This is a genomic window from Halorubrum tropicale (assembly GCF_001280455.1).
Lineage (GTDB): Archaea > Halobacteriota > Halobacteria > Halobacteriales > Haloferacaceae > Halorubrum > Halorubrum tropicale.
In genome coordinates, this window is record NZ_LIST01000007.1 from 19,323 (window position 1) to 37,920 (window position 18,598).

The 18,598-nt window shown below is 61.0% G+C and carries 16 protein-coding genes; 15 read left to right on the top strand and 1 reads right to left on the bottom strand.

All coding sequences use genetic code 11. The annotated features are described in order from the left end of the window. Positions 1–6: 6 nt before the first annotated feature. From AMR74_RS14690 to AMR74_RS14755, 14 genes are all read left to right on the top strand, one after another. Positions 7–1,128: a hypothetical protein gene (locus AMR74_RS14690; RefSeq protein WP_053772808.1), complete on the top strand. Its 1,122-nt coding sequence runs from the start codon at positions 7–9 to the stop codon at positions 1,126–1,128. Further along, complete coding sequence (locus AMR74_RS14695; RefSeq protein WP_205625962.1) at positions 1,112–3,346, top strand: VirB4 family type IV secretion system protein; 2,235 nt, start codon at positions 1,112–1,114, stop codon at positions 3,344–3,346. The genes AMR74_RS14690 and AMR74_RS14695 overlap by 17 nt, the downstream gene beginning before the upstream one ends. Beyond that, positions 3,339–7,160: an ATP-binding protein gene (locus AMR74_RS14700; RefSeq protein ID WP_053772810.1), complete on the top strand. Its 3,822-nt coding sequence runs from the start codon at positions 3,339–3,341 to the stop codon at positions 7,158–7,160. Before AMR74_RS14695 ends, AMR74_RS14700 begins: the two co-directional genes overlap by 8 nt. Next, the gene (locus tag AMR74_RS14705) at positions 7,157–8,041 is read left to right on the top strand and encodes a DNA primase (RefSeq protein ID WP_053772811.1); all 885 of its coding nucleotides are present in this window, start codon (positions 7,157–7,159) and stop codon (positions 8,039–8,041) included. Before AMR74_RS14700 ends, AMR74_RS14705 begins: the two co-directional genes overlap by 4 nt. Beyond that, a complete protein-coding gene (locus AMR74_RS14710) occupies positions 8,038–9,561 on the top strand; it encodes a primase-associated protein (RefSeq protein ID WP_053772812.1) in 1,524 nt (507 codons plus the stop codon). Before AMR74_RS14705 ends, AMR74_RS14710 begins: the two co-directional genes overlap by 4 nt. A 542-nt stretch (positions 9,562–10,103) precedes the next feature. Continuing rightward, positions 10,104–10,532, top strand: coding sequence for a hypothetical protein (locus AMR74_RS14715; RefSeq protein ID WP_053772813.1), 429 nt, complete (start codon positions 10,104–10,106; stop codon positions 10,530–10,532). A 218-nt stretch (positions 10,533–10,750) separates the two neighbouring features. After that, positions 10,751–11,041, top strand: a complete 291-nt coding sequence (locus AMR74_RS14720; protein ID WP_053772814.1) for a hypothetical protein — start codon at positions 10,751–10,753, stop codon at positions 11,039–11,041. Next, the gene (locus tag AMR74_RS14725) at positions 11,041–11,367 is read left to right on the top strand and encodes a DUF7558 family protein (protein ID WP_053772815.1); all 327 of its coding nucleotides are present in this window, start codon (positions 11,041–11,043) and stop codon (positions 11,365–11,367) included. The genes AMR74_RS14720 and AMR74_RS14725 overlap by 1 nt, the downstream gene beginning before the upstream one ends. 88 nt (positions 11,368–11,455) lie before the next feature. Next, positions 11,456–11,809 (top strand): hypothetical protein, encoded by a 354-nt coding sequence (locus tag AMR74_RS14730; protein ID WP_053772816.1) that lies wholly within the window; start codon positions 11,456–11,458, stop codon positions 11,807–11,809. Positions 11,810–11,815: 6 nt separating this feature from the next. Further along, on the top strand, positions 11,816–12,145 hold the full coding sequence (locus tag AMR74_RS14735) for a hypothetical protein (protein ID WP_053772817.1): 330 nt from the start codon (positions 11,816–11,818) through the stop codon (positions 12,143–12,145). Between the two features lie 92 nt (positions 12,146–12,237). Then, positions 12,238–12,606 (top strand): hypothetical protein, encoded by a 369-nt coding sequence (locus AMR74_RS14740; protein WP_053772818.1) that lies wholly within the window; start codon positions 12,238–12,240, stop codon positions 12,604–12,606. After that, positions 12,603–13,187, top strand: a complete 585-nt coding sequence (locus AMR74_RS14745) for a hypothetical protein (protein WP_053772819.1) — start codon at positions 12,603–12,605, stop codon at positions 13,185–13,187. The genes AMR74_RS14740 and AMR74_RS14745 overlap by 4 nt, the downstream gene beginning before the upstream one ends. Before the next feature lie 584 nt (positions 13,188–13,771). Next, positions 13,772–14,632: a DNA-binding protein gene (locus AMR74_RS14750; protein ID WP_053772820.1), complete on the top strand. Its 861-nt coding sequence runs from the start codon at positions 13,772–13,774 to the stop codon at positions 14,630–14,632. A gap of 194 nt (positions 14,633–14,826) precedes the next feature. Continuing rightward, positions 14,827–15,456 (top strand): hypothetical protein, encoded by a 630-nt coding sequence (locus AMR74_RS14755; protein ID WP_053772821.1) that lies wholly within the window; start codon positions 14,827–14,829, stop codon positions 15,454–15,456. 936 nt (positions 15,457–16,392) lie between these two features. Here AMR74_RS14755 and AMR74_RS17525 read toward each other — a convergent pair. Then, entirely contained in the window at positions 16,393–17,589 is a 1,197-nt protein-coding gene (locus tag AMR74_RS17525) for a DNA cytosine methyltransferase (protein ID WP_077152345.1), read from the bottom strand. 99 nt (positions 17,590–17,688) lie between these two features. Here AMR74_RS17525 and AMR74_RS18660 point away from each other — a divergent pair, with 99 nt between their 5' ends. Further along, positions 17,689–18,597 (top strand): hypothetical protein, encoded by a 909-nt coding sequence (locus tag AMR74_RS18660; protein ID WP_139043013.1) that lies wholly within the window; start codon positions 17,689–17,691, stop codon positions 18,595–18,597. The last annotated feature ends 1 nt before the right edge of the window (position 18,598 follow it).

Sequence of the window (18,598 nt, forward strand, 5' to 3'; positions counted from 1 at the left end):
CAATCCATGTCCATCGACGAAGACGCAGCCGCACGGCGCATCATGGACCAGTTCGGTGAGGAGAGTCGTATCCCCTACCTCAACATCGAAGAAGGCGACGTGGGCGTCCTGATCGCCTTCCCGATCGTCGGCCTGTTCATCGCCGGCCTCACCGGCATCGAATCACTCGCCCTGCCGTTCGTCGCAGGTGGGTTCGGGTTAGGCGTCGCGATCGTCTACGTCTCGCCCGACCACCTCAACGCGTGGACGTGGACAAAAGACTTCTATCGCTACGTCAAGCGCCCCCAGATCACGTTCAGCGCCCCGGAGGAGGCCGACAGTAGTACCAATGAGACAGAGCGCAACGAGGGCGGGCTCGCGAACTACACGCCGTTCAAGCCCGACGAGCGAACGCAGGACCTCACGAATATCGAGCGGGCGTGGCCGGGCGCTGGCGCGATCCAGCGCGCGGACGGCACGATGGAGGCGTTCATCGAGATCGACCCCGGCAACATGGACTTCGCGATGTCCGACAACTGGGCACAGCTCCAGGACGCCGGCGAAGAGTTCGCCAACAAGGAACTGGATTCGAAACTCAAACTTCACGCGACGACCCGCTCGTTCCCGGTCGAACAGATTACCGAGAACATCGAAGATCGCCTGAACGACGAGGACGTCAAAGAAAATCCGATCTTCCGGGAACTCCTCGAGGAGTATCGGGAGACGCGGCCGAAGGAGATGCGCGAACGGGGTATCCAGCAGATGCGATACTACATCGGCGTCCAAGTCACCCCGCTGGAGGTCTATGACCGCTTCCGAGACGAGGGGACACCGGCCGAGAAGCTGACGCAGTTCCCCGTCATCGGGTTCCTGTTCAACCCGTTCGTGACCCGCCGCGAGGACCTCACCGACGTCGAGCGCCGCGCACAGATGTTCGAGAAGCTGGATAGCCGGGTCAACGATGTGCGGTCGGAGTTCATCCAGCAGGCGTCGGGCTGGTCCGCACGCCGGCTCAGCACGGTCGAACTCTTCGTGTTGAATATGGACTTCTGGAACGGCCGCGAACACGAGTACGACGACGCAGAGAGCGTCGTTCGCGAACAACCCATCATCGGCCACTCGCGCCGGGAGGATGCCCACGATGCGTAACCTCGTCCTCCAGACGGGCAGCGGAGCCGTCGACCAGCTCACGGAGTGGCTTACGAACCCAACCTCAGCTGAAGGTGCGGCTCTCTACATCCTGCTCGCGGTACTGGTCGGGATCGGCGGGAAATTCCTCTGGGACTGGTACACCGAAGACGACGAGGAAGAGGTCGAGTTCTCGGACCTCCTCGACGAGGAGACCATCGAACAGGGCGCGGCCGAACGCCAACTTCTCGACGACATCGCCGAGTCACACAAAACGGTGACCGCGCCGGCGGCGATTGAGTGGGAGACGCGCGCGGCACGGGTCGGCGAGCAGTGGACGACGACGCTGTACATCGCTGACTACCCGGACTACCCCAACGACGGCTACCTCTCCGAGCTCTTCGAGATGACCGACGTGCAGTTCGACCTGACGGCCCACATTACGCCGAAGAACCAGGAACGGGCGCGGAACGAACTGCAGGATATCGCTGACGATCTTCAGGTGGACGCTGACCTCGAACAGAGCGTGCGGAGTGCCTACCTACAGGAACGCGCCAACGAGGCCGCAGCGACGTACAAGGCCGTCGAAAACGGCGCGAACGTCTTCGACCAGGGGATGTTCATCACCGTTCGGACCGACGAGAAGGAGGACCTCCGCGACGCCGTCCAGAAGGTCAAGAGTGCGCTTCGTGACGATCCGGCGAACCTCACGCCGAAGACCGCAATCTGTCGGCAGGACCTCGCCCTTCAGTCCGCCGCGCCCATCGGCGACAACGAGTTCGGCCGCACGTCAATCGCACTCGGCGGCGCTGTCGGTGCGTTGCTCTCCTCGCCGCACAACGCGACGATCCTCGAGGAGGGCGGCGTCGAGTTCGGGATCCACAAGGACAACCAGAGCCCTGTGGTCATCGACCCGTTCGCGCGGGATAACGGCTACGCGATGTTCACCGTCGGCGACACGGGGTCGGGGAAGTCGTTCAGTTCGAAGCAGAACTTCATCCGCTCCATCGAGCAGAGTAAGGACCGTATCGGCATCATCCTCGAGCCGCTGAACAACTGGGCCGGCGTCGCCGAAGCCCTCGATGCCAAGCGGATCACTGTCGGCGGGACACTCGGGCTGAACCCCTTGGAGATTCGGGAGACGCCCGAGCACGTCCAGCGGGCGATGGGCGAGGACGCGAGCCCGTTCAACGAGAAGCTCGACGACGCGATGAGCTTCCTCACCAACTTCTTCGCCCTCCGCGGCATCTCGCTGGGTGACCGCCGGACGACGCTGGAACTCGGGCTCAAGCAGGCGTACAAGCGCCAGGACATTACGGACGACATCTCCACGCACAGCAACCCGAGCCCGACCATCCGCGACATGATGGACGTCTTCGAGGATATGGTCGACGACCCCGAGGAGTTCGTCGTGCGGTCCGACGAGGAAGCCGGGAAGATCAAGGAGGACGCAACGTGGCTGCTCGATCAGCTCCGCCCCTTCGAGGACGACGGTCGCCACGGCAATCTCGGCCAGGAGTCCGATTTCGACATCCGGGACGAGAAGGTCATCTACCTCGATCTCGCCCAGCAGGAAGGGAGCGTCGACAGCAGCACGGCGCTGACGATGCAACTCCTCATCTCGCTGGTGTACGAGCGAGCGAAAGTTTCGGACAAGGAGGTGGTGTTCTACATCGACGAGGCGCGCTACATCATGCAGGACGCCGCCAGTCTGGCGTTCCTCGAGACTGTCTTCCGGCACCACCGCCACCACGACCTCTCGATCCGGCTGGTCACACAGACCGTCGACGAGTTCTTCGAGCACGCCGAATCCGAGGCGATCCTCGATCAGTGTGCCGTCAAGCAGTTCCACCGCCTCGACGGGATGGACGAGGAGTGGGCCGACGAGTTCGGCCTGAACTACGCGCAGATGCGGTTCGTCCAGGATGCGGTGCCCGGCAACGAGGACGCCGGCTTCTCCGAGGCACTAGTCGGCGTCGACGGCGAGTGGCGCGGCATCCAGGTCAAAGCGATGCCCAAGGAGAAGCAGGTCATCGACTTCGACCCGACTGCCCAGGTCCGCTCCTCGCTCCCCGGCGCCGGCGACAGCGCTGTCGATAGCGAGATGGAGGAATTCCAAGCGGAGCTCGAAGAGCAAGTAACGAACGGAACGAACGAAACGAACACCACCGAAGATGAATCCGACGCCGTCGCTGCCGAGCCAGACGGCGGGTCAACGGAGGGGAGCGACGATGGCTGACTACCTGCGCGTCACCCCGACCTCCGAGCAACTCGATGCCGAAAGCATCCCCCGCGTCCTCGACAGCCTCCACAAACTGACCACGCCGGGGTCGTCAGGCCTCGGGGCAAAGCTGAACCCGCTCAACAGCGAGACACCACCCCGATTCGAGTTTCTCGCGATCAGTGATGGGCCGGATGAGCCGGTGGAGTTCTTCTACGGCGCCGATGCTCACCTCGATACTGTCGAAAAGCGGCTCCGCTCGATCTACCCGACCACGTTCGATATCGAACGCGTCGACGTCGACGTCGCCGCCCGGCTCATTCAGCCGGTCGAGTTGACACCGGAGGAGTTCGTTGAGCATTACGAAGCCGGGTGGCTTCAGTACGAGTTTGGTCCAGGGGAGCAGTACGAGCCCGTCGACGAAGAGCCGGCTGACGCCGACGCAGGCGATACGGACCCGGTCGTCGACGGCGGCACGGTATCCACCACAGCTCCCGAGCATCACGTTGTCGTCGGCGACTCCGTTCTCGAACTTGCCTCCCCCGAGACACTCCCTGAGGATGAGCAGCAGCCATCGATCGAGAAGCCGACGATGACGACGAGAGGTACGATCCTGGCACGGCCAGCCGAGGACGCCATCTCCCCGCTCGGTGTCCAGTGGTGTGGGTCCGCGTCTCGGAAGCAGGACTGGATGACGTCGTTGACGCCGTTCACAGCGGACGAGTCAGACGGGAATCTCTCCTCGGTCGACCAACCCGGTGCCGCGCTCGCGACGCTCATCGACCACTTGATGGAGGCGACAGCCCCGACCGCGTTCCAGGTCGTTTTCCAACGGCGTGCCAGCTGGCAGTCCGACGCGGAAGTGCGGAAAGAGGACCTCGTCGACGGCCGCGATACGTTCTTCCAGGAGGTCGTCGGGTCGTTCCTCGAGGTCGAGGACCACCGGAGCGACCAGGACGAACGACAACTCAGTGAGTCCGTCGAGAAACGGATCGAGTACATCGACGCGAAAAACGCCAAACGGTCGTTCACGGCGAACATCCGCGCCGTCGGCGTCCCTACTGATGGCACTCGCGACGACCTCGATTCTCGCATGGATTCGCTCCTCCCGGTGTTTGATCCGCTCGACGGGCCGTTCTACCAGGTCGAGGGGCAGCGTTTCCGAGAGAGTGGTTTTCGTGAGAAAACGAAGGAGAAGAACGCACGGGCCGCGCTCCAGCGTCTACTCAACCGAGAGCTGGCTACGGGCCGGGGGAAGACCCGGCCTGAGCTAGTTCTCTGTGGGACAGAACTCGCGAACTTCGTCCTTGTCCCTTCCTCCGAACAGTTGACCGTTGAGGGAACACGGGGGACTCGCGCCGAACAGCAGAGCCGCAATCCGCTCCCGTGGCCGAATCCCGACCTGATCCAGCAGTTCCAGGACGGAATGGAGATCGGGTATGCCCTCGACGATAACGGGGAGCCGCGACCCGATCCGATCCAAATCCCGTCGGACCTGTTGCCGACGCATTACGGGCGGTTCGCGTCGACTGGGGGCGGGAAGTCGAAGGCCATCATCAACGACGCGCTCTCCCTGCGCGAGTCGACCGGTGGCCCCGTCGTCCTCGTCGACCCGAAGGGGGACGGAATGTGTGAGAATTACCTCCGCTGCCACTACGAGCGGTTCAGTGGCCTCGACGACGTCTACCACTTCCGCGTCCCGGAGACGATCCCCGCGTTCTCGTTCTTCGACATCCGCCCAGCACTCGAAGCAGGCCGGAACCGCGAGGACGCGATTCAGGACAAGGTCGACCACTTCCACGACATCCTCCGGATGATTATGGGGCGCGAGCAGTACGGGCAGGCGTTCGTCGCGAACGAGATCCTCAGCTACCTCATCAAGGCGCTGTTTGACGAGGAGTACGGCAGCGACGTGTTCGGGCTGGACGACCTTTTCGCCGCTGCCCTCCGGATGCAACGCGAGCAGACGATTCCCCCGGTCTCGGCGGACAACCAGAACATCGAGGAGTCGCTGACGCGGCACTTCGCGAAGGACAACCACCAGTTCCAGGTGTCGATGGACGCCGTCGGGAACCGGCTCGACAAGCTCAAAGAGGACGCGCATCTTCGGCGGATCTTCAGCCACGTCCCCGAGCAGAACGACGCCGGCGAGTACGTCGACAACCGCTTCGACTTCCGCGAATTCCTCGATGAAGACGCCACCATCATCTTCGACCTCGGTGACCTTCGGCCGGAGGCACAGCGGGCGATTACGCTTCTGCTGCTGAGCAACCTCTGGGACGCCGTGCAGGTGCGCCGTCGGGACGGCCAGACCGATTACGAGAAGCTCACGAACCTCATCATCGAGGAGGCGGCCCCGGTCGCGTCGACGAAACTCGTCTCAGAACAGTTGCTGCCGCAGGGCCGGTCGTTCGGCCTGAGTATGGGCCTCGTGATGCAGTTCCCCGAGCAGGTGCGGAACCGGAACGAGCGCGCCTACGACGAGGTGCTGAACAACATCAAGACGAAGCTCATCGGCAACATCTCGATTGAACGCGATCTCGCGGAGTCGCTCGCCCACGAGGACCTCAGTCCGACCGAACTTCGCAACCGAATCAACACGCTCCCGAGCGGTGAGTGGATCGCCCAGCTCCCGAGCCCCTCGTTCGGGGAGACTGGCCCACCGCCGTTCTCGCTGAAGCCGCTCCCGATTGCGCCGGGGCATCCAGAAAGCGACCAGCCGCTCACAGAGCCGCAGGAAGACCATTTCGAGTCCGTGTCCCGGCCACGGATGGTCGAGCGCACAGCTGCCCAGTACGGGCTGACAGCGACGACTGAATCGAGCCCTGCTCCGGAGGAGACGGGCTGGGGAAGTTCAGGAGCCGATCCGACGGTCTCGTCGGCTGATGGAGAGACGGGGAGCGATCCGACCCAGTCCGCGTTCATCAGCCAAGCGACGAGCGAGGACGGGTCGACATCGACGACTCAACCCGAGACCGACAACGAATCCGATGGAGACCACGGGGAGGTCAGTTCGTTGTTCGGAGAACCCGCTGCTAGCGACGGGGACCCAGCTGGCGGCCAGCCGGAGCAACCCGCGAACGGATCGACGCCCGTTCAGGACAGCGGTGTGCCGGTTCCCGATGACGAGCTTCGAGACCGCGGACTCAGTCACGATGACGTCCGGTTCCTGAGTCGTGTCCTCGACGTGATGAACAGAGAGGACGACGAGTATGCGCTCTTGGAAAGCATGCGCCAGCTGCGAGACGATTACGAGGACCTCCATCTGGAGCGGCTCACAGACCAGGACCTACTGGATGATGGATCTGCTGCTGGCCGCAAGTACTACACCGTGCTTCCGGCCGGGCGAGAGCTCCTCGGCAGGGAACTGAACGCCGGCCCCGGCGAGGGTGACCTCGGCGAGAAAACCCCGCACAAGGTTGGCGTCCGGCTCCTCGAGTTGTGGCTCCAGCAGCAGGACGACGTCGTTCGCGTGGAGCCGTACTACGAATACGACGATGGAACGGTACTGGATGTGGCCGGGTTCGACGATGTGGGCAATCTCGTCTGGGCTGGTGAAGCAGAGCTCGCGAGTAACAACAGGCACGCCCCGGTCGAGGATTACGACAAGCTCAGCGCCGTGGACGGCGACGCAGTTTGGGCGTTCAACACTCGGGAGACGGCCATCGACGTGCTTGATGCGCTGGCCGACGCCGACAGGATCGACGAGCGTGTCAGTGGGCGGTCGGCCCGGTCGTTCGCGAACATCAGAGACGCCGTCGACGACCTCGATGCTGACGGCCTGACCACCGTTCGGGGCTTCAAAAATCTCAAAGAGGAACTCGAGTCATGACGTGGCGACAGGCAACGCGTGAGGAGATCTACGCCTACTACGCCGAGGAATTTCCTCGCTATGTCGATGACCTGCCGGACTTTATCTCGGCGACGGGCCCGAAGCAGTACGCCGTCGCCTTCCGCGAGCCCCATCCGGTGCGCAACGATGAGGTGCCGGACAAGGACTTCATCCGGCGGGATACGTGGCAAACGGATCCATCAGGCGATCGGACGACGGCGGAGTTCAGTAGCTTCGAGGACGTCGTTGAGTTCGTTCGCCATCCCGCACGGAACGACCCACTCGGCCGAAGCGAATTCGCACTCGCTGACCCAGAAGTCTTGGAGCAACCGGATCCACGCCCCGATGCCGTCTACTACGCACTCGATCACTGGGAGCGGCCGTGGGTCCTCCTCGTCGATATCGACGCCAAGGAGATCGCACGAGAACGAGCCGCGGATGCTGTCTCGGACGACGTCGACGACCGGGACGACGAAGCGCTCCTCGACGCGGCCGGCATCCTCGACGCCGAGCCAGCCGGATATCCGTATGCCTTCAAAGACGTCGACCGCGCCATCGAGTACGGGTTCGAGGTGCGCGACATCTTTGAGGACGATTTCGACGCCGAGGAGACGATGGTCATGTACAGCGGGCAGGGCGTCCACGTCTACCTGCTGGATACCGACCCGGCGCACCGGTACGACGAGCAGAGTCGCGAGGTGTTGAACGACCTTCTCTTGGAGACCTACGAGATCCCAATCGACCCGGTCGTGACAGCCGACCGCCGGCGGGTCGCCCGCCTGCCCTATTCACTTCACGCCGATGTCTGTAGCATCGTCCAACCCATCGGGAGCCCGGCGTTCGACGTGCGGTCTGCCACGCCCGAGGTGATCGACGAATGAGTCCGAGTACGCCCACCGACGACAAGGACATGGCGTATCGAGTTGCGGCACTCCCGTTGGAGTACGGGGAGACACGTATCAACCACCTGTTTACGCGTGGCTACAATCGATACGTCGTCGACGGCGAGGACCAGCCCGAGGACCTCGTGAACGACGTCGAGCGGTTCGGGACGGCGGCGTTCAAAGAGCAGGTTCGCGCCGACGCCGCCGAGGAGCCGTTCGTCGACGAGCCGGGAACGCTCGCCGTGCTTGCAACGCTGAGCGCGATCTGTGTGAAAGAGCACCCGAAGTTCGAGCACGCGTCACCACGGAACATCCAGGTACTCTACGACATCCGAGAGCTGTACGTCAACAATCTCGCCTCCCTCATCCGTGCTCACGGTGATGGGGAACTCCAGCAGGACATCGCCGACGTGCTCTACAGCAAGGAGCCCGGCGAGGATGGGCCACATCCCGGCCGGGTCTGTACGGGCATCACAGAGATGCCGGAGTTCGGTGACGGTCTTTACCTGGAAATCCCGATGGCCGCAGCGTCACGCAAATGCCTAGTTCGAGAGGGCGAAGGGTCGACGGTGAGTGACGATGGCAGGGAAATACTGACGCGAGTGAAAGACAACCACCTATACGTCCCGGTCGGTGATTTCGACAGCAAGTATCGGGACTACGCTGAGCGGGCATTCAAGAAGCTCCTGCGGGTGCAAGAAGACGGACTCTCCGACGACCAGCTATCGTGGCTGACCACGAACGAATCGGCTATCACGGAACGGATAGACCGCTTTCTCGAAACCGGGCATCACGGACGAATCTGGCGGAACTGGGACCGTGGCGAGCGCACGATCCGCGTCCTCCGGCGGGCCCTGAGTGACGCCCCCGACGATGTCGCCCAGAAAGGGGAGTTCCTTACAGCGAAAGAGCTCTATCGAGCGGTCGAGGCGTACGATGCCGAGGACGACTGGGAATCATCCGTGACGGATTGGATCTCGAGTCCGAGCAGTCTCGCCAAGACGTTGGCCGACCACGAGTCACATTCGGCGGTCACCATCGACCGCGACGGGCGCGTCAACACCTATCGAATCGGGCGGGCCGGAACCGGCGCCGAACAGATCGAGGTGCGGGAAATCGAGGATCTCTTCGAACTCCCCTGTATGGCGAATATGGAGGAGCGACTACACGAGAAGAAGCCGGTTCGGAAGGATCTCTACAACTTCGCGCGGATGGTGATGTGGCTCCCGCAGTACCAAGACAGCAGTCTCGACGAAATTGTCGCGGACCTCAAGGACGTCTTCTCCAGGTGGCCGTGGTACGACGAGCAGGAAACTGAGTACCAAGTCCGCTACGAGTTCTCGAACACTATCGGCGGGGACACGCCGTTGCCGATGAACTGCGATAACGACGATATGCAACGGTACTGTATCGGCCAGGACCAATGTCCCTACTCGATCTGGGGCAGTCTTCCGTTCCCGGATGAGATGTACGAACAAGTTGACGAGCAGTCCGCCGGCCCCGCTGAGCAATTCTAAATAATAGACTTCCCCTCAGATTTTCGAGGATCTTGTTGCAGACCAAAGCCAGTCTTTTCAGAATCCCCGTCGAGCAATTTTCAGCGGCTAACACAACCGGAATCGAGGGGATCGGGGTGTTTCACGACTCGAAGTACCGAGCCGGGGAGCCTCGAGAGACACAGAACAGGTGAAGCAGCGGCCCGGTGGAATTTAGATACGTCCGAAATCACCTTCATTGCCCCCTCGTCGAGCAAATTTTGGGACTCCAGTATCACTCCCGAACTCGTCGAGGTATTTTCTACCTCCTCAAATCGGCCCGACGAGGTTCTTCTTCGATTTGAGGCCGTCATATCATCTTGCATATCGCGGATATCGTCCAAAGAAAGAGGCGATATGCAATGTGCGAAGGCCGCCGGCTCTCTCAGGCCGAGGGGCCGTCATCCAGAGTTTGGATTCAGTAATCTATCAGATTTCGTGCACAGGTTGACCGGGTGCGTTTCGGTGGGGTCTGTTGCCCCCGCGAGGGGGTGGCGGGGCGCGTCACGTGCCCCCAATAGACGATGGCTCCGGAACAACGCAGCAAGAGAGGAGCAGCGGATCACGCAGGAACTACCCCCGACGGTCAAGCACCGTGGGAAGACATCGAAGTAACGGTTCCGACCGACCGAGATCACGCGTCCGTCGTTGCGCTCGTGGAGTGTGCTCTCGTTGAACTCACGCACGAGGCCGTGGGCGCCGTCTTCATCTCCCGGCAGGTTGGGCGCTCGACGCGGACGCAGTACGTCGCCGGCGACGACGTCGGCGAGCAGTTCCAGAAACGGCACTTCGACGACCGGCTGGGCTGGCACGAGACCACGATCCCTCGACGAACCGTTCGCGACGAACTGATCACCCAGCTCACGCGACCGGCTGAACAGGCAGATGAAGAAGCAGCCAGCGAGCCAGATACCTTCGTCGTGAAGCCAGTCCGAGAGCTCCGAACGCCGTAGCGGCTAGACTTAACCAACATTCCGAACCGATACCGACACAGTGTTGGTTAACTCTGGGGCTGGATCCACTCCCTCGCCCCCACCCACCGCCCTGTACCTCGAGTGAGTGTATCCTGGCGGACGGGCGATCCGAGGAGGTGCCGAATCTGTACGCCATGAACTGTTTGTCGGCGCCAGGAGGCGTGCAGCGCGCAACAGCGTGCGCTGCGTGAATCACCATGCCTGGTCCCGATCCTCACGACGACACGAGTCGCGACTACGAACAGTTCGAGAAAGAACTGCTGGCCCAGGACCGTGACGCCGCCGGCGTCGACACGGCGGACGTCGACGACGCGACTGCCCAGAACCTGATCAAGGACCTCATCGACACGGACGTCGTCACTCCGGTTCCCGAGGACCAAGTTCTGGTTCACGAACCGAGCGGTACCGCGTTCGACTCATCGACGCAGCTGGCCGTCTTCCATCGTGGCTGGACGGCCGGCCGCGACGCCGACGCGGAGGCCGAGTGATGCAGCAGACCCTCGTCGGCTGTGCGTTTTGCGACGCCCCGCCCGGTACCGAGACTTGCGAGGCCCACACATGGGGGCAAGACGAGCGGGTCACTCACCCAATCTGTGTCGACTGCGCGATTCAGACGGAGCCGGATCCCGACGAGCGCGATCACGTTGCCTGTGACGGCTGTGGGCTGGTCGTGGACACGCTCGCAGCACTGACCCGGTTCCGGGTCGAACTGGGGCATCTGGAAGGCCCGATACAGCTGTGCGCCCGCTGTAGCCCGGGTGGCCTCGCGACATACTGGACGCGCGACCTCGAGGAGCATCTCGTCACGGACTGACGCACCGAGCAGTCGTCGACACGAGTGGCACGGCGACCACGGCGGTAGGTCCACTATCTTCAACAGGTGAGGGCTCCTCAGTATACCTATGGACTGCCCCGCGTGCGGGTCCCCCGTCACTCTCGAGGTCGGACCGGACCGGCCGCTTTCGACGTCGCTGTCCGACGCCGTCCTCGCAGCGGAAGAGGACGAGCATATCGAGGTGATCCGAGATTGTTGGGACTGCGGCTGGCACGAAACGCGGGCGCTTCGCGTCGCATCGATCGACACGACCGCCGGCGACGAGACTGCCGTCGAGCGAGCCGCACTCATCGACGAGATCACCGATGAGCTCGCGGAGATCGATCAGGTCGCAACGCTCGAGGAGCTCCTTACAGAGGCCCGCCGGCAACGAAGAGCCGACCCAGTGACGACTGATACGGACGGCAATGCCACTGAGTGACTGGATATGTCTGATACAGAGCCCCGCTATGACGTTCGTGAGCAAACCGGGGATCCTGACCACGCATCGGTCGACGATGTGATCGACCTCGTGGTCCACCGGGCGCAGAACCCGCGAACGGAGCACGAGGATACCCATTTCGACAGGACGATGGCGACCGTTATCGATACCTACGGGACCGATCCCATCCGCACAGTCATCCACCGTATCCTCGTCGACAACGAACCGTTCCGAACCGCCACGAACGGTCTTGAGATGCGTAATGTCGACGGCGTTCGGATTGGGACGGCCGCCAGCTGGTTCCTCGAGGAGCTGAACGCACAGGACGACGGCTGAGACTGGCGGGACGGTCCCGTCAGGGCCCGATGTGCAAGCTCTGTGCAAACGCCGAAACGGTTATCACTCTATGTGCAGAACTTGCACATAGAATGAGCGCAAGTGATGATCCGCGACGGGTCCATTTCCAGTCGCCGGAGTATCTCGTCGACCGGCTGGATGCGATCGCGGAGCTCTTCGACAAGGATCGGACGGATCTGCTTGTCGAGGCGATTCGTGAGTACATCGAAGATACGGCCGACAGCGAGACGTTCCAGGAACTCGTCGCGACGAAGTACTACGACGACCAGCTTGAGTTCGAGACGGTCAAACAGCTGGTCGGCGCCGAGACTGCCCAGCGACTCCGGCTTCTCAAAGCGGATCTCGAGGACGAGCCGCTCGATCTCGCTGCCCCCGACGACATCGACGTCTACGATGGCGACGCGACAGCGGTCGAGCCCGCAGGCGACGACGAGCAATGAGCGGCCGGCGACTGCGAACGGTCGTCGCCGACACCAGCGCGCTCGTCAGTCTCGCCGTTCCCCGCGCTGACGCGGCCGTCGACACTAACACTCCGGACCCGTTCCAGTATCTGCTCACCTCGTGTGACGTGTTCGTGCCGCCAGAAGTGGTCGCCGAACTCCGTGACATCACGCAGTACCAAGACATCCACGCCGCGGCTTCGAACAACGTCCTCGCGGCCCGCAGCTACTACACGGTTGAAGACCCCTACGAGCGCGAAGGGACACCAGACTCGCGCCCGACGTTCGGCCTCGACGACGGCGAAACCGACGGGATCGTTCTTGCGAACGCGCTCGGGGTCGACGGGTTTCTCACCGACGAGTTCGGCGGGACGAACTTCCCACTCATCCACGCCGTGCTGCAAGGGCCACGGATCGTCCCGACGCCGCGGCTCATCGTCGACTACGCTCGGAACGGGCATCTGAGCCCCGAAGAGGCGCGAACGCTGATCACGACGATTAGCCCGCATCGGAGCTGGGAGAATAGTCCCTACGTCACGCAATTGCTCCACCGTCTCGAAGAGCAACCGGCCTCCGAGTAACGATGCCGAACACCCAGCGCCGGCGACGACACCCGAAAGCCCTCGGCCGCTCGGCATCCCGCGACCACCGCTGCGCGCCTCGTGCCTGCGGTGCTTGCGGGGTCGGGGGACGACCGAGGCGGCCTCGCCCTTTCTGAGTCCGCCAGGACGGTAGCTGGGTCGCCGAGTGTCGCGGCCGGCTGGACAGGTGTGTGCGTACCGGCCCGCCCCGCTCGCCGCTGCCGCCCTCCGCGTCGCTCGCGACCGACCATTCCGGGCTGCCTGCCTGCGGTAGCGGGCGGGCTGCCGGGCTAAAATGAATGTGCCCTCGACGCCAGCGGGTAAGCGCGAGGGGTTGCGCGGCGTGGCTGCTCACCCCCCACGCTTACTCCGCTGGCCGCTCGCTCTGGGCGGGTCGGCGCGCGGTGCTGGTTGGGGTCGCCGCACTCGGGCGCGCTCTCGCTCGCGCCCGGTAGGGCGCTCGCGAAGGCGCGAGCGAGAGCGCGCAGTCGGTGCTATCGGTCGTCGACATCGTCGGAAAACCGCGATGCTGGAACATCGCGGTGGCGGCGCGTGAGCGCCTTCACAGGTACGGTGAGTACCCAATGTCTAGTAACAACTCGAGTCGCAAGGTCGTTACGGTGGATGAACAGGCATTCGAACGAACCGAAGACGCCGGCGTCGACGAGGACGGTTTCGAGGTCGTCGACGATCAGCCGGAATTCCGGGCGACGGTCCAGCAGGAAACGCAGGCGAAGGTGGATTCCAACCACCCCGACGGGATCGTCCAGGACTTCTCGCACCTGCCCCTCGCGCAGGAAGAGAAGATTCGCGCCCGAGAGGCCGAACTGGACCACATCAGCGCCCAGGCGGAACTCGGCACCCAAGAGGGCCGGGCGCAGCGAACTCGCGAAGTCGTCACCGAACGACGACAGCGCAAGCGGGCGGAACGCACCCCCGAGCGGACGGATCCGCGCGAGCGCCTCTCCCGGATGGAGCTGGCGACGGTGAACCAGGAAGCAGACCGGATGGCACAGCGGCTTCGCACCGGGCACAGTCGGGCGGCCGTCTCGCGGGCACTCGCAAAGCGGGTGGCCAAGGGGCAGAACATCACCGAAGCAGTGTTCGACACGATGGACGCACTCAAGGCGGCCCCCGGCGCCATCTGCCCGATCGAGGACGTCCCGGACGTGAAGACGGACGAGGTGAGCATCGAAGGTGAGGTGATTGAGTTGTGGGCTCCCTCAACGCCCAACGTTCAGCAGGTGGGACTCATCGCGGACGACACCGACGCCACGAAGTTCACCGTGTGGCGCAAGAGTGACTGCACAGCCGTCGCTGAAGGCGAGCGAGTCCGGTTCCGGGCTGCGAAGGTCAACTGGCACCGGGGACGCTGGTCGTTGGCGCTGACCTACGACAGCATGATCGTCTTCCCGGATCGCGACGACCGCTGGTGGGAAGAATAGGGGCAACGCCCCCTCTTTTTTGCTGAGTGCCGGACCGGCCCAAACCCCACCGCCCCACCCACCGCTCCGTGCTCGCTCCCTACGGTCGCTGCGCGCGCAGCCACGACCTTGCTCAGTCGTGACGGAGTCGATGAAGCCCGTACAACCAGATGGCGACGGTGGTGTCTATATGCGCCAGCGAGGGGCGCAGCGCGATGACAACCAACTCAACCGAGTACCACGATCTCGATGCGTGGTTCGCCGGCTTCCTTGACGGCGAGGGCTGTATCCGCATCGCGATTGCAGATCGGGAGCGGTACAGTACCGGTTTCGAACTTGCACCAATGGTCCGAATTGCCCACGAACAGCTGACTGGACTGCTCGATGCAGAAGGCTGGATCGGCGTGACTGTCCGTCCCGAAGACGGATACAAAGTCAACCATCGACCGCAACCGCAGGTAGAAATCAGCCAGTCGTCACAGGATCGCCTGATGGACGCCCTCTGTGCGTACAGCGACGCTCGCGATATCAACTGTTTTGTGACGACGCTTGAATACGACGACGATAGAGCTGATCAGTACGTGTGGGGCGTCCAGGGGATCAGCACGACGCGGGAACTCCTCACCCCGCTCCGTGATCAGTTCATCGTCAAACGCGAGCAGGTTGACCTTTTCCTCGATGAGATCATCCCACGATTAGAGGATGGTGTCCACCACGACAAGGAAGGCTTCCTCGAGGTGATGTACTATATCGACCGCTTCAACTCGTACAAGGGCGGGAGCCGTGGTAAGTACACACTCGACTACTTCGAGGACCTCTGGGAGATGGAATACACTCCCGAGTAGCCGTATCTCTCGGTGACCCCACGAGAGAATCAGATGTGGTCATCTCTGTTTTAGTGAATGCCGGACCAGCCCAAGCCCCACCGCCCCACCCTCCGCTCCCGGCCTCCCTCCGGTCGGCCGGCAGCCACAACCGTTTTCCCAATTTGAGGGAAGGCGATCGATGAGGGGCAAGATCGCTGTCGTGAGGGGATCTGTTTGTCTGCCCCCCGAGGGGCGGAGGGCACACGAAAACGTGCCCTGAGCAACGATGTCCGAGGAACGTACCATCACAGCCCGCGAGCGGCTTCACATTCACCTCCGCGAAGCCCGCCGCACGACCGACTCCCCAATCGTGGAAGCACAGCTCGACGCCGCGCTGGACGCCTGGTGCGACCTGCCACCGACACCTCTGCGGGAGTGTCCCGTCTGTGGGAAGGTCGGCCTTCCAGAGCGGATTCGCAATCACGAGTGTACGCAATCCCTGCGGCAGGAGTACCGCTAGTCGAGCAGTCCCAAACTTAAACACTATAAACGATGGCGCTACCAAACCAAGATAAGATGGCTGATTCAGCGGATCTTCGCGAGTACATTCTCGATTTCGTTTATTTGGAAGAGTCCTTCCCAACCTGAGGATTCTAGCTATGAGATCTTCGACAAGATCCATTTGGTTGAGATTCTTAACCTGGCAATTACAGAGATCGAAAGGTTCCAGCGGCTCCACTAGTTCATCGTTCGATGTCTGGAGTACATCTTGAGGAGTGTAAATGTCCACAGGATTGCTCGATTATATGAATCAGTTGTTTGGGCTCTGGGGCGTTTCAATAGCATTTTAACTAGAAGCCAGACGAACGGTGACAGTAACTCTTCTCTACAGAAGAGTGCCGCCCAGAATCCCGATAGTACTGAACCTCCACATCCTGAAATCACCTCACCAAGTTGAAGTGAGATATAGACGTCTTACAGTCCAGATTCGTAGGATTGGAGGCGGGCATTTGCAACCTCTCGGGGATCCCCTTCCTGAAATGTCAATTTTACGTGGCGCCCAATTACATCAGCCAAAATCGGGGGGACAGCATTCCCGACCTGAGAATACTGAGGAAGGGATTCAATCCGCTGTGGACCACCGGTTGTCCGAGGTCCCTTGAACTCGAACCAATCGGGAAAAGACTGTAAGCGTGCCAATTCACGCACGGTAGGAATCCGCGGCTGCTCATAATGGATAAAATCTTCGGGGAGTGTTGTGACTGTGTTCGCTGGTTTTGTCCGGTCGTATTTTTGTAGTGCTCGCTTGTCCGTTTGTAATCTGGGCGGAAGACCATCCTTGCCCGCACCCTCATCGAGAGTTTGGAATCGCTCGCGGACTCGCGGGCCGTGGTCAGGAGCTACGTGATTATAGAGTTCGTTGTCGTCATGGTTGCCACGCATCCACTGCTGGTAGTCCGACTCAGGTGGTCTCTGGTACCGGTATGCTTCCTCATTTGGGCCGAGAAATGCAAGATCACTAATCGCGTCACCTACCGAGATGTAGCTTCGATTCGCCATTGACTCTCCAAGGCGTTGCTGGCCACCATCACCCAAGTGCGTGGGGATTGGTTCAGAGATTGGAACATTAGATTTGTATCCGATGAAAAAGACTCGCTTCCGGTGCTGTGGGACTCCAAAATCTGCTGCATCAAGCTCAAGCATTCGTATTTTGTATCCTAGCTTACGCGTTTCCCGCAGTACCGATTTGGCATAAGTCATCTCCCCGGACGACTGGACAGGAATCGCGGTTACTGATGGAACGTTCTCGATAACAATTGCTTTTGGCGAGAGCTGCTCGATGACATCCAGATATGAATACAGTAAATCTGAGCGATAATCCGAGGGATTGTATGCCCCAGCTGTGCTAAATCCCTTACACGGCGGACCGCCGATAGCCACATCGATATTCTCGAGGTCAGAGTTGGCGGTTTCGATGAGTGGAGCCGGATTGTCGGCTAGTGAAACGATGTCTGCTTGCAGGAACGGAGCGTCGAGGTTCTCCGTGTAGGTCTGTTTCGCAGTCTCTTGATAGTCTGTTGCAGCATGGATATCGAAGCCGGCCCAAGAGAAGCCGAGGGAGAATCCGCCTGCACCGCTAAAGAGATCGATACACGTCAATCCTGAGCCCATTAGGTGGACTAAAGAGAGGGTGTAAAAAGAGAATACCGGTACAAACTCCAGCGGATATAAAAAATATTGAAGGAGTTCCGGGTGCGTTGTATGTAGCTAATGGTTCATCCGGACACGGTGAAAAACGAGCTTCAAGGTGACGGGTTCCTAAAGGAAGTAAAGGCTGATCGGTTACCAGACCCAGAGGAATTGAGTGAGAATGCTCTCAAGCAGTATGAAAGTCGGTATGCGTCTCTAAATCCGGGGACAATTACCCGGAATGCAGATCATATTCTCCAAGAACTGTTGGAGTTAGAGCGGGATATCTACATTGAGCAAGAGACGGAGGTGTACCGCGAGGCGTTACGGATCTTTTTGGAGGAAAAGTATGACACTGGACAAGCATCGCTGAGTGCCTTTGCAGAGAGTGAGACGCACCAAGGAGAGTTCAGTGAATATCCCCAGCTACAAGAACTATTCAGCCAGATGGAGGAGATTTATCGGGCAGAAGACGGGTTCACTCAAGTATTTTCGAAGATTCTACCCCTCCTGTATCCAGCTATGGATGCGATTAGTGTGTCAGCACAGCAATCGCGACGGAAGCGGGCCGGTAGTTCACTCCGGTATCACATCGAGAACTTGGTTGAGAAAGCGGGGCATTCGATTCTAACTCATGACACCGCTGGGAACGGCCATGTGTATGAGGTAGAGGCAGTCGATGAGGAATATTCAGGGACTATCTATATCTCGTTCTTGACAACACTGCGAGATCGGTTTCGACAGTCGTTCTCGGATAGTTCACTTAGGAATTCGACAGAAGCCCAATTCATCGCAACTGGCGCTGGAAATGATATCTTCACATCCTCATCGCGGAGTGATATAACGACGAGGAAGGTCGAAGAAATCACCGATGAAGGGTTTACCTTGATCGTGTTCGAGGGTGTGAAGCAGGATCAGCATCAGGATGTGTCGGGTGTTGTATCATATCGTGAGTTTTTTTCAGACCGCCTGCCAGCGGACATCGCGTAGC

Coding starts and splice junctions, on each gene's coding strand:
- AMR74_RS14695 (WP_205625962.1), top strand. CDS start 1,112: ATGCCCACGATGCGTAACCTCGTCCTCCAGACGGGCAGCGGAGCCGTC.
- AMR74_RS18660 (WP_139043013.1), top strand. CDS start 17,689: ATGGTTCATCCGGACACGGTGAAAAACGAGCTTCAAGGTGACGGGTTC.
- AMR74_RS14690 (WP_053772808.1), top strand. CDS start 7: ATGTCCATCGACGAAGACGCAGCCGCACGGCGCATCATGGACCAGTTC.
- AMR74_RS14750 (WP_053772820.1), top strand. CDS start 13,772: ATGTCTAGTAACAACTCGAGTCGCAAGGTCGTTACGGTGGATGAACAG.
- AMR74_RS14710 (WP_053772812.1), top strand. CDS start 8,038: ATGAGTCCGAGTACGCCCACCGACGACAAGGACATGGCGTATCGAGTT.
- AMR74_RS14740 (WP_053772818.1), top strand. CDS start 12,238: ATGAGCGCAAGTGATGATCCGCGACGGGTCCATTTCCAGTCGCCGGAG.
- AMR74_RS14705 (WP_053772811.1), top strand. CDS start 7,157: ATGACGTGGCGACAGGCAACGCGTGAGGAGATCTACGCCTACTACGCC.
- AMR74_RS14715 (WP_053772813.1), top strand. CDS start 10,104: ATGGCTCCGGAACAACGCAGCAAGAGAGGAGCAGCGGATCACGCAGGA.
- AMR74_RS17525 (WP_077152345.1), bottom strand. CDS start 17,589: ATGGGCTCAGGATTGACGTGTATCGATCTCTTTAGCGGTGCAGGCGGA.
- AMR74_RS14755 (WP_053772821.1), top strand. CDS start 14,827: ATGACAACCAACTCAACCGAGTACCACGATCTCGATGCGTGGTTCGCC.
- AMR74_RS14730 (WP_053772816.1), top strand. CDS start 11,456: ATGGACTGCCCCGCGTGCGGGTCCCCCGTCACTCTCGAGGTCGGACCG.
- AMR74_RS14720 (WP_053772814.1), top strand. CDS start 10,751: ATGCCTGGTCCCGATCCTCACGACGACACGAGTCGCGACTACGAACAG.
- AMR74_RS14725 (WP_053772815.1), top strand. CDS start 11,041: ATGCAGCAGACCCTCGTCGGCTGTGCGTTTTGCGACGCCCCGCCCGGT.
- AMR74_RS14745 (WP_053772819.1), top strand. CDS start 12,603: ATGAGCGGCCGGCGACTGCGAACGGTCGTCGCCGACACCAGCGCGCTC.
- AMR74_RS14700 (WP_053772810.1), top strand. CDS start 3,339: ATGGCTGACTACCTGCGCGTCACCCCGACCTCCGAGCAACTCGATGCC.
- AMR74_RS14735 (WP_053772817.1), top strand. CDS start 11,816: ATGTCTGATACAGAGCCCCGCTATGACGTTCGTGAGCAAACCGGGGAT.